At 32.4% G+C, this 15,508-nt stretch carries 14 protein-coding genes; 6 read left to right on the top strand and 8 right to left on the bottom strand.

The features are described from left to right. Positions 1-4: 4 nt before the first annotated feature. Positions 5-1,294: an isocitrate lyase gene (gene aceA / locus COC46_RS10380; RefSeq protein WP_098809643.1), complete on the top strand. Its 1,290-nt coding sequence runs from the start codon at positions 5-7 to the stop codon at positions 1,292-1,294. A gap of 851 nt (positions 1,295-2,145) precedes the next feature. Continuing rightward, on the top strand, positions 2,146-2,721 hold the full coding sequence (locus tag COC46_RS10370; RefSeq protein WP_098809641.1) for a competence protein ComK: 576 nt from the start codon (positions 2,146-2,148) through the stop codon (positions 2,719-2,721). Between the two features lie 235 nt (positions 2,722-2,956). On the opposite strand, the gene COC46_RS10365 is transcribed toward COC46_RS10370, so the two are convergent. Together COC46_RS10365 and COC46_RS10360 are read right to left on the bottom strand one after the other, a co-directional pair. Next, on the bottom strand, positions 2,957-3,478 hold the full coding sequence (locus COC46_RS10365; RefSeq protein ID WP_098809640.1) for a GNAT family N-acetyltransferase: 522 nt from the start codon (positions 3,476-3,478) through the stop codon (positions 2,957-2,959). 254 nt (positions 3,479-3,732) lie between these two features. Next, a complete protein-coding gene (locus COC46_RS10360; RefSeq protein ID WP_218012458.1) occupies positions 3,733-4,056 on the bottom strand; it encodes an isochorismatase family protein in 324 nt (107 codons plus the stop codon). Between the two features lie 417 nt (positions 4,057-4,473). Here COC46_RS10360 and COC46_RS10355 point away from each other — a divergent pair, with 417 nt between their 5' ends. The 4 genes from COC46_RS10355 to addA all read left to right on the top strand — a co-directional run bounded on the left by COC46_RS10355 (position 4,474) and on the right by addA (position 13,093). Continuing rightward, positions 4,474-5,115: a TVP38/TMEM64 family protein gene (locus tag COC46_RS10355; protein ID WP_098809638.1), complete on the top strand. Its 642-nt coding sequence runs from the start codon at positions 4,474-4,476 to the stop codon at positions 5,113-5,115. Positions 5,116-5,148: 33 nt separating this feature from the next. Then, positions 5,149-5,700 carry a signal peptidase I gene (gene lepB / locus COC46_RS10350; protein WP_098809637.1) on the top strand — a complete coding sequence of 184 codons (552 nt, stop codon included), beginning with the start codon at positions 5,149-5,151 and terminating at the stop codon, positions 5,698-5,700. Positions 5,701-5,856: 156 nt separating this feature from the next. Next, the gene (addB, locus tag COC46_RS10345) at positions 5,857-9,363 is read left to right on the top strand and encodes a helicase-exonuclease AddAB subunit AddB (protein WP_098809636.1); all 3,507 of its coding nucleotides are present in this window, start codon (positions 5,857-5,859) and stop codon (positions 9,361-9,363) included. Next, the gene (addA, locus tag COC46_RS10340; protein ID WP_098809635.1) at positions 9,356-13,093 is read left to right on the top strand and encodes a helicase-exonuclease AddAB subunit AddA; all 3,738 of its coding nucleotides are present in this window, start codon (positions 9,356-9,358) and stop codon (positions 13,091-13,093) included. The genes addB and addA overlap by 8 nt, the downstream gene beginning before the upstream one ends. A 41-nt stretch (positions 13,094-13,134) precedes the next feature. On the opposite strand, the gene COC46_RS10335 is transcribed toward addA, so the two are convergent. From COC46_RS10335 to COC46_RS10310, 6 genes are read right to left on the bottom strand one after another with little or no spacing between them, the layout of a single operon-like run. Continuing rightward, positions 13,135-13,350 carry a spore germination protein gene (locus COC46_RS10335; RefSeq protein WP_098809634.1) on the bottom strand — a complete coding sequence of 72 codons (216 nt, stop codon included), beginning with the start codon at positions 13,348-13,350 and terminating at the stop codon, positions 13,135-13,137. A 16-nt stretch (positions 13,351-13,366) separates the two neighbouring features. Beyond that, positions 13,367-14,002, bottom strand: a complete 636-nt coding sequence (locus COC46_RS10330) for a spore germination protein GerPE (RefSeq protein WP_098809633.1) — start codon at positions 14,000-14,002, stop codon at positions 13,367-13,369. Continuing rightward, positions 14,002-14,178, bottom strand: a complete 177-nt coding sequence (locus COC46_RS10325) for a spore gernimation protein GerPD (protein ID WP_098809632.1) — start codon at positions 14,176-14,178, stop codon at positions 14,002-14,004. The genes COC46_RS10330 and COC46_RS10325 overlap by 1 nt, the downstream gene beginning before the upstream one ends. Beyond that, positions 14,175-14,786 carry a spore germination protein GerPC gene (gene gerPC, locus COC46_RS10320; RefSeq protein WP_098809631.1) on the bottom strand — a complete coding sequence of 204 codons (612 nt, stop codon included), beginning with the start codon at positions 14,784-14,786 and terminating at the stop codon, positions 14,175-14,177. Before gerPC ends, COC46_RS10325 begins: the two co-directional genes overlap by 4 nt. A 37-nt stretch (positions 14,787-14,823) precedes the next feature. After that, on the bottom strand, positions 14,824-15,021 hold the full coding sequence (locus tag COC46_RS10315; RefSeq protein ID WP_098809630.1) for a spore germination protein GerPB: 198 nt from the start codon (positions 15,019-15,021) through the stop codon (positions 14,824-14,826). A 13-nt stretch (positions 15,022-15,034) separates the two neighbouring features. Beyond that, the gene (locus COC46_RS10310) at positions 15,035-15,256 is read right to left on the bottom strand and encodes a spore germination protein (RefSeq protein ID WP_098809629.1); all 222 of its coding nucleotides are present in this window, start codon (positions 15,254-15,256) and stop codon (positions 15,035-15,037) included. Positions 15,257-15,508: the final 252 nt, after the last annotated feature.

The raw sequence follows: 15,508 nt of genomic DNA, 5'->3' as shown, positions 1-15,508 counted from the left end.
GAATATGACGAAAAATCGTGAAAAACGTATTGCTGAATTACAAGAAAGCTGGGAACTTGATTCTAGATGGAATGGTATTACAAGAACATATACTGCTGAAGATGTTATTAAATTAAGAGGATCAATTGATATTGAACACACTTTAGCTAAAAAAGGTGCAGAAAAATTATGGAAGCTATTAAATGAAGAAAGCTATGTTAATGCATTAGGAGCACTAACTGGAAATCAAGCGATTCAACAAGTAAAAGCAGGTTTAAAGGCTATTTATTTAAGTGGATGGCAAGTTGCTGCAGATGCAAATCTTTCTGGTCAAATGTATCCAGATCAAAGCTTATATCCAGCAAATTCTGTGCCAGCTGTTGTAAAAAGAATAAATCAAGCTTTCCAACGTGCAGATCAAATTCAATATGTTGAAGGTGGAGAAGAAGTAGATTACTTCGCACCGATCATGGCAGATGCAGAGGCTGGATTCGGTGGCCAATTAAATGTATTTGAACTAATGAAAAGCATGATTGAAGCAGGAGCAGCAGGAGTGCATTTTGAAGATCAATTGTCTTCTGAGAAAAAATGCGGTCATTTAGGCGGAAAAGTATTATTACCAACACAAACTGCGGTTCGTAATTTGATTTCTGCTCGATTAGCTGCGGATGTAATGGGAGTTCCTACGCTTATTGTTGCACGAACTGATGCTGATGCAGCAGATTTGATTACAAGTGATATTGATCCAGTTGATCAACAATTTATTACAGGTGAAAGAACGCCTGAAGGTTTTTATCGTACGAAAGCAGGGTTAGACCAAGCAATTGCTCGTGGTCTTGCTTATGCACCGTATGCAGATTTAGTTTGGTGTGAAACGTCAGAGCCAAGCTTAGAAGATGCAAAACGCTTTGCAGATGCAATTCATGCAAAATTCCCTGGTAAATTACTAGCTTATAACTGCTCTCCTTCATTTAACTGGAAGAAGAAACTAGATGACGAAACAATCGAGACATTCCAACAACAAATAGCTGCAATGGGTTACAAATTCCAATTCGTTACACTTGCAGGCTTCCACGCATTAAACTTTGGAATGTTTGAATTAGCTAGAAATTATAAAGATCGTGGAATGGGAGCATATTCAGAACTTCAACAAGCTGAATTTGCAAGCGAACAATTTGGTTACACTGCGACAAGACATCAACGTGAAGTAGGCACAGGTTATTTTGATCAAGTAGCTCAAGTTATTACTGGAGGAACATCTTCAACTACTGCTCTTAAAGGCTCAACAGAAGAACAACAATTTTCATCTAACTAAGAAGTAAAAGCCACTTTTTCTCAAATACGAGAAAGGTGGTTTTTTCTTTGCTTATTAACCTAAAATTTAGTAAACAATGACACTTTTGTTAAACAATTTAAATATTGATTTTACAAATAAAGATTTATGATATTATTTTTCTAACATCTATGTTTGCTACTTTACTTCTTGTTATAAATTTTAATAGCCAGGAATTGTTAAATGTTTAATGCTCATTTTTTTATTTAGAAGGCTCTGTTAATATTATTTGTTGATTTTAGTTAAATTCNNTACCTGGAATGGAAAATCAACATTCTTTTTTAACAGAGCCATTTAGAAAAAACTTGAGCAATTATTAACAAGATTTTTTAATTGAATAATTCTGAGTGAAAGAGCTAGTAGATTAGAAAATCAGAAAATGAAAGGAGTGAAGGAACTAGCGAAAATCAACGCGCCCTTTAACGGTCGAACAACAGAAGTAAAGTAGCAGTTACAACAAATAATAATGTGAAAGACTACTAAAACTTTATAAAAAGAAAGGAGGTAACGTTGCCTATTTGTTTGCTATAAAATGATAAATTCAAGATATAATTATTATACCTACTGTGAATCTAGGATGTTACGAAAGTGACTTTGGCATTTGGTAGAACCATGATAGTGAGTAGGTCTAATAAAAGACGAAAACCTAGCCAAGCAATAAAAAAGTTGAGAATAATCATAGTAAAGTTAACTCAACTATATAGGAATCGTTGTATCCGTATTTACGCCCTCGGAGTGTTGGACAGTACCCTCGGCAAAACCGGACACGTAGAACAGGGAAGCAATCATCAATTTATAGATACTTATAGATTAATGGCAACGGAATTGTAAAGATGAATCATGTGAAAGGACAAGTTAAAGTATTAAATGAGTACGAGATTAATAAGTCGACAATGGCAATCATACCAGAGTTTACAGTCGATTTAGATGTAATTTCAAAGGTGTATGAAACAGATGATAATTTTTATGTTATGGCGAAACCGATTCAGATAATCGAAAGAAGCTGTGCTTATTTCGGAAGTAGTTACAGAGGTAGGCGTGAAGGAACTAAACAAATGATTTCTATTACTCATAAACCACCAATTGCGATTAGCTCAATGAATCAAATTTTCTTTTTCCCCACTTCATCTTCTTTAAAAGTAGAATGTTCTTGGATCTCCTACAATCACGTTGCAAATTTCAGAGGCGGTAAATATAACCGATCGGTTGTTGAATTTTTTAATGGTGTAGAACTGCCACTAGAAATATCTCGAGGTTCATTTGAAAATCAATTATATCGAACGGCACACTTAAGAGCCATTTATGAAGATCGTCTCAATCCTGAAAATACCCAACAGAAATCTTATAAACTAATCCCTGATAGCGAAATTACCTCATATATTAAGGGAGTAACGGTGCACGAAAAATAAGTTGTCTAGTTTTATAATGTGTTTTTTTGACTACTTTTACGTTAAGTGAAGTAGTTTTTTTATTTTTAGTCGATTAATATTTTTTTTATTAAAGTAAAATTTTGATTCTCGTAACATCTATTTTGTAATTTATATATTTCTAATGTATGGCAAAAGATTCTCCTCACTTTATCAAACATTTGTACATTAACTTATTGGACTAATACATGCCTTAGTTCTATAAGAAAATTTAACTTCAAATCTTAGAAACTACACCTTTTATGTCATTCCATTCATAAGTAAGGAGATTTAATACAACACCTGCAATTTTTATCTTTTCTGTTTTTAATAATTCAGCACCATAATACTCATAGAAAAAACGAGTTTTATTGTCTTCTAATACTTCGACAAACACCTTATTAAAATCCAGCTTTTCAAATTGTTTAAAAAGTTGTTTCATTAATTCCTTCCCAATACCTTTTCCTTGAAATTCTTCGAGTAGATAAATAGACGTTAAATCGCCAGAATTGTTGACTTTATTTGTTTCTCTTTTTCCACAAGTTCCAAATCCAATAATATCTCCATCGTTATTTTCTGCTACGTAAATATAATTACTTTCATCAGAAAAATTCTGCTTCCAGGATTCAGTTCTTTGATCATAGGATAAACTTTGCAAAAAATTATCTGGTAGTATATTTCTATAAGTCGTTCTCCAACTATCAACGTGTACCTTAGCTATACCTTTTGCATCTTTTAGATTAGCCTTTCTAATATTCATTTAATCCACCTCATATTTTTAAGAATTAAATATATATATTAAATTAAATTCTTAGATAGTCCTTCTACTTTTTTGAACTTACCACCAGTAAACAAAACAAAAAAAGACTACCTAAGTAGTCTATGGCAATGCAATATCGCAATGCATTAGTTAGATAAGATTAAAAAATGTTGTTGTAGTATATGAGGTCATTTGTAATACAAAAATAGGATAGAAATAGAAGATATCATTTCTGAAGGATACTTACTTTACAATTAGATTTCTTCCGTTGATGGAACGAATCTTACACGTGTTGAAACAGCACGTAATGCAATTAAGTGAATCATTTCATTAACTGTTGTACAGCAATCTGGCAGAATCTTCACATCGTATTTCTCAGCTGATTTTGATATTGCTGTATGGGTTACACAGTTTTGTGTCGTCATACCACAAATTAATAATTCTGTTGCACCTAATTCAGTTAGAATACTTTCTAAATTCGTTTGATGGAATCCATCTGCAAATGTCTTTGTAATAATTTTAGCATTTGGTGCAACTTTTTTAATTGCTGGGTGTATATCAGCACCTTCTGTTCCCACGTTAAAGATTATAGATATTACATATATAATTTCATTATTTTTTACCGTAATCACAGGAAAAAAGTGTTTCGATAATAAGGTTATCTTTAAACACTACCTTTATTGGCTCGAACAAGTGAACATAGAATTCTAAGAACGTGATGGAGCTAAACTAAACCAAAAAAATAGTAAATGAATGAGTAATTTTTTTGATTACTTTACAACTAGTAAAGTAGTTTTTTATTTTCTTTAAAAATAGTTTATTAGAAAGTTATTAAGCATCATTAGGAACAATTTAGTAAAAAAATACTTAGGCAAATTATGACAAAAAATAATGGTAAGAATCATTTATTATTATTGAATAAATAGTTATATGTGATAATGTTAACAGTAAGGGTATCTATTTAGAAATACGGTTTAAGGGAGATTCATATTTAAATGAACGTTTTTGACATAAAGGCTTTTTTTACAGAGGAACATTTTTTACATCTTATTCAACAGTACAAAGATTATGGTCCATTAGTTGGAATATCAATCCCTTTTATTGAAGCGATTTGCCCAATTTTACCTCTGGTCGTTTTTATATTTGCTAATGCAGCGGCATTTGGTCCATTATTAGGTTTTTTGTATTCTTGGATTGGTTCTTGCCTAGGTTCCATTTTACTATTCTATATTGTTAGAAAATTTGGTCAGAAACGATTTTTTTCATTTGTAAGTAAGCATAAAAAAGTAGAATCATCAATTGGGTGGATTGAGAAAAGAGGATTTGGTCCAATTTTTATTATGTTTGCTTTTCCATTTTCACCATCTTTTTTAATAAACATTGTAGCTGGATTATCGCGTATTAAAATTTCGCAATTTGTCATCGCATTAGTGCTTGGGAAGTTTACAATGATTGCGTTGATTAGTTATTTAGGTAAAGATTTAACTTCAGTGTTTCATAATCCAATTAAAGCATTATACATAGGGATTTTTATTTTTGTATTATGGATTGTTGGAAAAGTGATTGAGAAACGTATGGACATCAAAGAAAACACACCAGAGAAAAAAGGTACAACTCAATCATCTGATGAGCAATAAAGCGTTATTACTCAAAAGGGAGAGAGTTACTTTATGCTAAAAAAAGAAGTATTTGATTGGGGAAAAGCGATCATTATAGGAATCGCAATTGCTTTTATTGTTCGGACGTTTTTCTTTTCTACATATGTAGTAGATGGCGAATCGATGATGCCGACTTTAAAAGATGGTAACTTACTTGTAATAAATAAATTTGGATACCAAATAGGTGATATCAATCGATTTGATGTAATCGTATTCCATGCAAATAAGCAAGAAGATTACGTAAAGCGTGTGATTGGTTTACCAGGAGATTCAATTGAATATAAAGATGATCAACTTTATATTAACAATAAAAAGTGGGAAGAACCTTATTTAAATGATTATAAGAGTTCTTTAAAAGGAGCCGCTTTTACTAGTGACTTTAATTTAAACGAAGTGACTGGTAAAACGAAGGTTCCACCGGGCTATATTTTTGTTGAAGGGGATAATCGACCAAAAAGTTATGATAGTCGTTTGTTTGGATTTGTAAAAATTGATAAAATTGTAGGGAAGGTTGACCTACTTTATTGGCCACTTTCAAACTTGAATACGAATTTTAACAAATAAGCTCCTTATGGGGGCTTTTCTTATTAACTACACATTTAAACAATTGATTGTGTTTTTAAGGAGATTTTTCCAGAGAAACGATTAGATTAAGAAAAAGATTCAACTTTTTTAGTAAAAAAACCGCCCATTAATTCAAATACATTAAGGAGAGATTTAATGTCGTTTCAATTTATATTAGGACGTGCAGGAAGTGGAAAAACGCATTATATTTTAAATGAAATTACAAATAGATTAAAGCAAGAAACAAAAAATATCATCTTTATTGTACCTGATCAAATGACTTTCCAGATGGAATATGATTTGGTCAAAAGACAGAAAAAGAAAGCAATCATTAATTCTCAAGTTTTTAGTTTTACTCGATTAGCATGGAAGGTATTACAAGAAACAGGTGGAATTAGTCGGATACATATTGGCGAAATTGGAATTTCTATGATTCTTCGAAAGATTATTGAGGAAAGAAAAGAAGAGTTGAAAGTGTTCCATCATGTAGCAGATCGGCAAGGATTTTATAAGGAATTAACATCTCTTATTGCTGAGTTTAAAGGATTTCAAGTTACATCAGATGAATTATCTGCAGCTATTTTACAAATGGAGCAAAATTCTTCATCGGATCATACTTTTATTCAACAAAAGATCAATGACATACAAATCGTATTTGATGCTTTTAATACTTATATGGCAGATAAATACCTTGATTCGGAAGATTATTTAAATATGTTAATTGAAGAATTACCTAAAAGTGATTATATAAAAGAAAGTATTATTTATATTGATGGTTATTATGATTTGGCACCTCAAGAGCGTCAAGTGGTGGAGGAGTTAATGAAATATTGTAGTGAGGTAAACTTCTCGCTAACAATCGATCGTCCATATGACGATTTTTTACCACATGAGTTAAATTTATTTTACAAGCCAGCCCTTTTATATCAACAGATTAAGGAGATTGCTTTAAATACAAAGCAATCAATTGATCAACCAGTTGTTTGTAAAAACAATGAAAGAAATCAAACGAATGATTTAAAGTATTTTGAAACGAATTTTGATAGTAGGCCAGTGAAGCCTCTATTTGAATCAGAGGGAATTAAGATTATTTCAGCGTCTAATCGTAGAGCTGAGGTAAATGCGATTGCGAAAGATATTATCAATAAGGTACGTGATCAAGGGTATCGATATCGTGATATGGCAATATTCTTAAGAAATGGAGATTCATATTCACACTTAATTTCTACTATTTTTCATGCGTACCAAATACCAATTTTCATAGAAGAAAAGCGTGCGATGTTAACGCATCCGCTGTTTACGTTTTTACAAGCTACTTTTGATATTATTCAAAAAAATTGGCGATATGAATCAGTTTTCAATGCATATAAAACAGAATTAGTTTATCCATTTGAAAGTAAAAGCGATAAGAATCGGGAACAACTCGAGTTATTTGAGAATTATTGTATAGCTTACGGAAAGCAAGGGAAAAAGTGGACGATTGATGAGCCGTGGAAATATCGTAAGTATCGCTCTACTGATGGAATTGATCGAGGGATAACAAATGAAGAGCTGGAATTCGAGGCATTAATAAATTCAGTAAAAGATTTACTAGTAAAACCAATTCTTACATTTCAAAATAATCTAAAGCAGGCAAAAAATGTAAGAGAAATGTGCGTAGCATTGTATGAATTTGTTGAATCACTAGATATTTTTAGGAAACTTCAGCGATTAAAAGATGATGCTGAAAATCGATCTAACTTAATTGAAAGCAAAGATCATGAACAAGTTTGGAAAGGATTTATCAAGCTTTTAGATGAATGTGTTGAATTAATCGGTTCGGAAAAAATGTCACGCAAAACATTTTTTGAAATTCTTCAAACCGGTTTTCAATCTCTTCAGTTTGCGAATGTTCCTGCATCATTAGATCAAGTAAACATAGCTGATTTTGATCATTCAAGATTACAAAATGTAAAGTGTGCTTATATCATTGGTGTAAATGAAGGTGTTATACCGAGGAAAGCGAATGAAGATGGTTTATTAGGTGATGCTGCAAGAGAGTTTTTACAATCGTTTGGTGTAGAAGTAGCTCCAACAAGTAAGCATCAATTATTTGTAGAAAATTTTAACATCTATACTGGAATTAATCGAGCTAGTCATGAATTAATAATTAGTTATCCATTAGCTAGTGAAGATGGTAAAATGCTTGCTCCTTCAAGTCTCATCCAGAGGATAAAATTAATATTTCCGAATATACAGCAAAGATTTGAAGGCGGAGATTTAACATTTAGTTCGCCCCTTGAACAGCTAGCATCTATTACAAATAATGCAACAGCATTAACTAATTTAGTGTCTCAACTACACGTTTGGTCGACTAGTGAAACAGAATCAAATATGGAGTTATGGTGGACGCTTTATAATGTCTTACGAGAAGATTCTGATTCAAACGATACTCTATATAAAGTAATAAGTAGTGTAATGTATAACAATGTGGCTAAAGATCTAGGGGAAGAATTAAGTACTGAATTATATGGGGAAGAATTGAGCGGTTCGGTATCAAGAATAGAACTTTTTCATCAATGTGCATACGCTCATTTTGCACGATATGGTCTTAAGTTACAAGAGCGTGAAATCTATAAATTTGAATCATTTGATATGGGTCAGTTATTCCATAGTGCTTTAACCATAATTGGAGAAAATCTATTGCAGACAAAAAAAAGCTGGAGTAGTTTAACGAACGCAGAGTGTGATGAATTAGCAGCAAGAGTAGTAGATGAAATCTCGCCTATGTTTCAACGTGAAATTTTATTAAGCACCAATCGATATATGTTTTTAAAGAAAAAAATGAAGGATGTTATTGCAAAAGTATCCACAATTTTGAGTCAACAAGAGCAAGCAGGGAAATTCGTTCCGATTGCATTAGAAGTACCTTTTGGTATTGGAAAAGAATTAAAATCTTATGAACTTCCGATTGATGAGAAGAGAAGAATGGTATTAAATGGCCGAATAGACCGAATTGATAAAGCTTCGAGTGAAAAGGGAGATTACTTACGAATTTTGGATTATAAATCAACAAAAAAGGAATTAAAATTATCTGATGTTTATTATGGGCTTGCTTTACAATTACTTACTTATTTAGACATCGCTGTAGCAAATTCCACTACATTACTTGGAAAACCTGCGGACCCAGCTGGTATTCTTTATTTCCATGTTCAAAATCCGATTGTTAAAGTTAAAAATAATATCGAACTTGATGAAATTCAGGACGAAATCTTTAAAAAGTTTAAAATGAATGGATTGCTATTAGAAGATCGTGAAAGTAATTCGTTAATGGATGAAGCATTAATTGAAGATGGTAGTACTTCAAAGATTGTACCAATTAGGCTCAAAAAAACTGGTGAGTACATGGCAAAATATTCAAAAACAGTAAAACCTGAACAATACCCGATGATGACAAATTATATAAAGCAAAAATTTACTGAAGCGGGTAAGCAAATATACAACGGCTATGTAGAAGCTAATCCTTATCAGCAAAAGGATAAAATTCCGTGTACTTATTGCTCGTTCCAATCAGTGTGTCAATTTGATGCGAATGTAAAAGGAAATGAATATCGAATTCTACCTCCTTTAGAAGATAGCGAGGCATTACAGAAAATGTTAGAGGTGGTGAATAAAGATGAGTAAAGAAGAAAATAACGCAAGTAAAACAAAATGGACAGTAGACCAGCAAAAGGCGATTGATTTCGAAGGGTCAGATATTCTTGTTGCCGCTGCTGCTGGTTCTGGAAAGACAGCTGTCCTCGTTGAACGAATTATTCAAAAGATTATTCGTGATGAAAATCCAATTAATGTTGATGAATTACTCGTCGTTACATTTACAAAAGCAAGTGCCCAGGAAATGAAAGAAAGAATTGGCATTGCATTAGAGAAACAACTTGTAAATAATCCTGAATCTGATCATTTACGAAAACAAGCGTCTTTATTAAATAAAGCTTCGATTTCTACAATTCACTCTTTTTGTACAGAAGTCATTCGATCAAACTACTATATGGTTGAATTAGATCCAAATTTCCGTACAGCTGAGGAAATTGAAATTCAATTACTTATGGATGAAGTGCTAGAAGAATTGATGGAGTCAGAATATAGTGATGAATCTAATTTAGTCTTTTTTGATTTAGTGGATCGCTATACTAGTGATCGTGATGATAATGATTTACCAAAATTAATATTAAAGCTGTATCGTCATGCAACTTCTAACCCAAATCCAAGTGAGTTTTTAAATGCATTCATCAATCAATATGATGTAACAGATAAATCCGTAGATGAAATTCCTTTTATTCAAGAGCTTAAGAAGTTTATTCAGGATGACTTAATTGCTTGTATAAGTGCTTATAAACAATCATTAGATTTAATAGAAAGTCCTGATGGGCCGATAAAGTATATTGACGTGTTTAAAGAAGAATTTGACCAATTAGAATGTTTATTTCATGCTTCGGAAAAATCTTGGGAAGAAATTAATATTGGTCTACAAAAAATAGTATTTAACCGATTGCCTACGATTAAAAAGACAGAAGGAGATCAAAAGAAAAAGGAATTAGTAGCAAATTTCCGTAAAGATGTTAAAAAGAAAATTGACGATCTAAAAGATAAGTATTTTAGTCGAAATATAGACTATCAATTAAGACAAATAAGTGAATTAAAGCCATTAGTTGAAAAGCTTATTGAACTTGTTAATCGTTTTATCATTTTATTTAAACAAGCAAAATTAGAAAATGGAATTTTAGACTTCAATGATTTAGAACATTATGCACTTGAAATCCTAAAAGAAAAAGACGAAAAGGATTTATTATTGCCTTCATCCGTTGCAAGAGTTTACCAAGAAAAGTTTAGTGAAGTATTAGTAGATGAATACCAAGATACGAACTATGTTCAAGAATCGATTTTAAGATTAATAACAAAGGGTTCTGGTGCTACTGGTAATCTCTTTATGGTTGGGGATGTCAAACAATCTATATATCGGTTTCGATTAGCAGAACCGCAGTTATTTATTAATAAATACAATTTATATGAAAAAGAGAAAAATGAAAGAACAGGCTTGAGGATTGATTTATCTAAAAACTTTAGAAGTAGAGCAGAAGTATTAGATGCAACTAATTTTATCTTTCAACAGATCATGGGAAGAGAAATTGGTGGGATTGAGTATGATGAAGATGCGATGTTAAAGCTAGGTGCGAGCTATCCTGAATACTCGGAATGCGCTGCTGAATTAATCTTATTAACGAATTCAAATGAAGAAGATGAGCCTGAATACAGCGAGCAAGAAGATGATGATCTCACCTGTGAAAAGCTTGAACAAATAGAAGCTAGATATGTAGCAAAAAGAATCAAGGATATAGTAGAAAGCGAATATTTAGTTACGGATAAGACTGGGGAAATGAGACCTGTAAAGTACAATGATATTGCTATATTAGGACGTTCATTATCGAATGCGGATTTATATATTGAAGAATGTAAAGCGCTAGGTATACCATTATATGCTGAAAAATCAAAGGATTTATTTCAAACAATTGAAGTGGCTGTCTTTTTAAATTTATTAAAGCTAATCGATAATACGATTCAAGATATTCCACTTGCATCTGTTCTGCGATCTCCAATTGTTGGGCTTACAGAAACTGAATTAACAATGATCAGACTTAATCATAAAAAGGGATCTTTCTATGATGCTTGTCAAGCTTATTTAAACGATTACGAAAACCGTCATAAGCAACTTTCAATTAAATTAGTAAATTTCTTTGCACAGATCAAGGAATGGAAGAGACTTGTAAAAAGGGAGACACTTTCAATCTTTATTTGGAAGGTTTTAAAGGAGTCTACATATTATGACTTTGTTGGAGGATTACCAGGGGGTAAACAAAGACAAGCTAATTTAATTACGATATTTGATCGCGCTAAAGCATTAGAAGAATCTAATTATAGAAGTCTATTTCAATTTTTAAGATTTTTAGATCGAATGCAAGAAAGAGAAGAAAAGCTAGATGAGGTCCGTATTTTAAGTGATCAAGAAAATGTCGTTCAAATGATGACAATTCATAAAAGTAAAGGGTTAGAGTTTCCTGTCGTGTTTGTCGTAAACACATCTAAGCAATTTAATATGCAGGATTTAAGGGCGAAATTCATTTTACAAAAGGAATTAGGACTTGGAATGAATTATGTTCATCCAACGTATCGTACGACTAATTCTACCCTTCTAAAGGAAACGATCAAGCGTAAGGAGCAAGAGGAGCTAATTTCAGAGGAGTTACGTATTCTTTATGTTGCATTAACTCGAGCAAGAGAAAAGTTGATCCTTGTAGGAAAGGTAAATGATGCACAAAAGATTATCGAAAGCTGGAAGGAAGTCGAAAACCATAAGGATTGGCTTTTACCATTAAATGTGATAAGTGGTGCTAAAAGTTATCTTGATTGGATTGGTCCTTCAATTATTCGTCACGATTCTAGTAATGGAATTAGACTCGAAGATGAGCTATGGCATACGAAAAATGAAATTCAGTTTTATCCTTGTCGCTGGAATTATTCAATTGTGGATGCTTCTACAATCCAATCGTTGGAAATTGAGGAAGTAGAAAATAGTAAAGCGGAAGTATATCAAGCTTTTCAATTAAAGCAACCAATTCAAATTAAGAATGATGAGCTACAAGAAAAAATTGAGTATCAATTAAACTGGCAATATAATTATAGACAATCAACTCTAAATCGGCCAAAGCAATCTGTTACGGAATTAAAAAGAAAAATGCAAGAAGAAGACCCGTATAATCAGAGTTTTACAGCGACTAAAACAAAAGGTTTTCCACTAGAAAGACCGAAATTTATGTCAGAACAAAATATGAACCAGGCCGAAAAAGGAACAGCTACTCATGCTGTCATGCAAAATTTAGATTATCAATTTGTTTCAACCCATGAAGAAATCATTGGGCAAATAAATAGTATGGTCTTAAAAGAATTGATTACACAAGAGCAAGGTGAAGCTGTTAATAGCCTGGAAATCTTTGGTTTTTGTATGTCGGAGCTTGGTCAATTAGTGAAAAACTCTCATCAAAAGCTACGTGAAGTACCTTTTAGTTATGGTGTTTCAACAAATGAAATTTATAAAGAGTGGGAAGATGAAGAGGAAATTGTATTAATCCAGGGAATCATTGATTTACTTTTAATTGATGGAGACGAAGTAATATTAATTGATTATAAGACTGACCGAACTGGGGCATTTGAAACGAGTGAAGCCTTGAAGAAAGAAGCAATTAAACGATACGGTATCCAACTCGATCTTTATTCAAAGGCAATCGAAGCAGGAATGGATAAACAGATTAAGGCTAAATACCTTTACTTTTTCGATGGTGGTCATACTGTAGAGATATAGAAATAAGCGATGCAAATAGCATCGCTTTTCTTTTTTACAAATTATAATGTTGCAACTTCATTTTGATCTACTAAATCAGCATCTAATGTATTAGTAGCACTTGCACCACTAATTGTTGCTGGGATAAATCCAGTATTACCTGAACCTGATCCGAAATATGATTTTGTTTGAGTTTTTGGAGAGATATTATTAAGATCTCCCGTATTTATATTTCCTTCATTGTTTTGAATTACAATTGCACCAAGAAATGTTGGCATGATTTATTCTCCTTTCTTAATCTGTTACTTTTATTTTTGTTGGCTCATTATTTCGTGCAGGTACTGCAGGTATAGATGGCACGGATGGTACAACAGGTGCAGCTGGTATTACTGTCTGAGCAGGTACTACTGGATGAACTGGAACAGTAGGTTGAACATGTACGTCTGTTTGAACAGGTTGCATTGATTGTGACATCATTGGCTGCATAATTTGTGAAAAAGTAGGCTGAGCATGACTGATACCGGGAGTCTGATATTGTAATGAAGGAGCTGTTAAAAAATGTCGTATTTGATGGACACGAGCTATCATGGAAGCACTATGAACTGATCCAATTACAGAGGCACTCGCTGAACTGATACCATTATAATTAATTGAACCAACTTGTATTGTAGGGTTAAGATTCACTCGATTTAATTTTACATTTGGTACATATGGAAGATGTTTTGGAATTACTTTATATATAGGATAAATTTCAAAAATATCTTTATTTGGATCTGCAAACATGTTACCTTCCTCTTGTAATGCAAGAGCATTCGACTCTGCATTTATTGAACAGACGTCTCCAAACTGTAGAATACTTGAAAAAAGTACGGTATTGACATCATATTTTTCAACAGCAGCTAAACGGAATCTTGGATCAATTTTAAACATTAGCTTATAGATAAAGGTACAAATGGTCCTATAATTAACGATTCTGGTGGCGTGTCAAATATAGAAGATAGTGAAATGTTATGTGCATCACCAATCAAAAATAATGAAGAAGATGAAATAGCTGTAAACTTGATATCTTCTACTTGTAAATTGCAATTTGTTACATTTAAATTCATCCTTTATTCTCCTTTCCAATATTATGTGGTAAGTTTTGTAAAAAGGCACTATAAGCAGTTCGAATATCTCTTAACATGTGTAAAACGACTTCTTCGGAATATTGGAGCGGATTTTCAGCGAAGTTAGGTTTATTTTTATATAAGTCAATATAGTATGGAATCCGAATGTCCATTTGATTCCGTATATCATCAATCATCATTTGTCGATAGTAATCATCAACAACTACTCTAAGTTCTGTTTCTAATTGGAGAATTGTTTCTAATGCCTCTTCCTTTAAATGGAAATCAATACGATCAACTATATACGATTTCAATGCTTTCATATTATTGTCAGGTTTGATATCAATTTGTTGGTTTTCTACTGTTAGATCATCGAAAGTTGGAGCTTGAAGCGGATTTAGGCCAATTGTTAATGTACCATTTAAATTTTCTACTTTTAATTGGTCGAATTTATATTCAATTTTATCAATTTTTGTCTCAGGTCTTTGAGAAAGTTCAGTAACAGTAGCTTCAAGTTGAGCAATTCTATTTTTTAGTTGTTCAATTATTTGGGACTGCTCATATACTAATTGCTCAATTTGAGACTGTCTTAGTTCTAGTTGATTCATAGAATTCCCTCGCTTTCAATTTGCTACAGGAATAAAATTAAGGCATTTGCGAAGTTTGAACAATTTGACCTGGTTCAGTAAGTGGTGGTGCTGCTTCTAAATAATCTCCAGTATTATTCGTTATCGTTTTTGCATTTATATTTCCTGTTGTACCAATTTGAAAAACAGATGAGTTTACAATCCCACCAGTTTTTAGTTGATTAATAATAATTGTTTGATGTATATATATATTCAAACGACACCCTCCTTTACATGTTGCCAACCATTGGCTGATCCACTTGATCTTGATCATATACGTTCGAAATACTTCTATTGTTATAAACAGTTACATTATCACCTGTATTAAACGAACCAGCACCGGCATACGTCTGGGCATTACTTTTAGGTGTTATATTATATGCGTCACCCACGTTAACTACACCGCTACTACCGATACTGACAATATTTATTACTCCAACATAAGCAGGCATGACTGTACACCCTTTGTTCTTTTTATGATTATGTATTATATGGCCATTTAACCTAAAACGTGATTGTAGACTAATTATTGTTATGAAGTCTTTATTAATAAGAGGGGAGTGATTTGGGTCTAAAGAGTGTAGTCTAATTCTATGAATAATCCTTTAAAAATAAGGCTCTGTAAAAAAGAATGTTGATTTTCCATTCCAGGTACTTCGCTTTCCATGGGGCGTGACTTGAGCCTCCTTGAGCAAGCCTTTAGG

The organism is Bacillus sp. AFS041924, from assembly GCF_002577195.1.
Taxonomy (GTDB): Bacteria; Bacillota; Bacilli; order Bacillales; family Bacillaceae_G; genus Gottfriedia.
This window is presented reverse-complemented; position numbering and strand designations above follow the sequence as displayed.

What these genes read in the sequence shown, in the direction of transcription:
- COC46_RS10310 (WP_098809629.1), bottom strand. Translation starts at nt 15,256, where the DNA reads ATGCCTGCTTATGTTGGAGTAATAAATATTGTCAGTATCGGTAGTAGC.
- gerPC (WP_098809631.1), bottom strand. Translation starts at nt 14,786, where the DNA reads ATGAATCAACTAGAACTAAGACAGTCTCAAATTGAGCAATTAGTATAT.
- COC46_RS10330 (WP_098809633.1), bottom strand. Translation starts at nt 14,002, where the DNA reads ATGTTTAAAATTGATCCAAGATTCCGTTTAGCTGCTGTTGAAAAATAT.
- COC46_RS10325 (WP_098809632.1), bottom strand. Translation starts at nt 14,178, where the DNA reads ATGAATTTAAATGTAACAAATTGCAATTTACAAGTAGAAGATATCAAG.
- lepB (WP_098809637.1), top strand. Translation starts at nt 5,149, where the DNA reads ATGCTAAAAAAAGAAGTATTTGATTGGGGAAAAGCGATCATTATAGGA.
- COC46_RS10370 (WP_098809641.1), top strand. Translation starts at nt 2,146, where the DNA reads ATGAATCATGTGAAAGGACAAGTTAAAGTATTAAATGAGTACGAGATT.
- COC46_RS10365 (WP_098809640.1), bottom strand. Translation starts at nt 3,478, where the DNA reads ATGAATATTAGAAAGGCTAATCTAAAAGATGCAAAAGGTATAGCTAAG.
- COC46_RS10355 (WP_098809638.1), top strand. Translation starts at nt 4,474, where the DNA reads ATGAACGTTTTTGACATAAAGGCTTTTTTTACAGAGGAACATTTTTTA.
- addA (WP_098809635.1), top strand. Translation starts at nt 9,356, where the DNA reads ATGAGTAAAGAAGAAAATAACGCAAGTAAAACAAAATGGACAGTAGAC.
- aceA (WP_098809643.1), top strand. Translation starts at nt 5, where the DNA reads ATGACGAAAAATCGTGAAAAACGTATTGCTGAATTACAAGAAAGCTGG.
- addB (WP_098809636.1), top strand. Translation starts at nt 5,857, where the DNA reads ATGTCGTTTCAATTTATATTAGGACGTGCAGGAAGTGGAAAAACGCAT.
- COC46_RS10335 (WP_098809634.1), bottom strand. Translation starts at nt 13,350, where the DNA reads ATGCCAACATTTCTTGGTGCAATTGTAATTCAAAACAATGAAGGAAAT.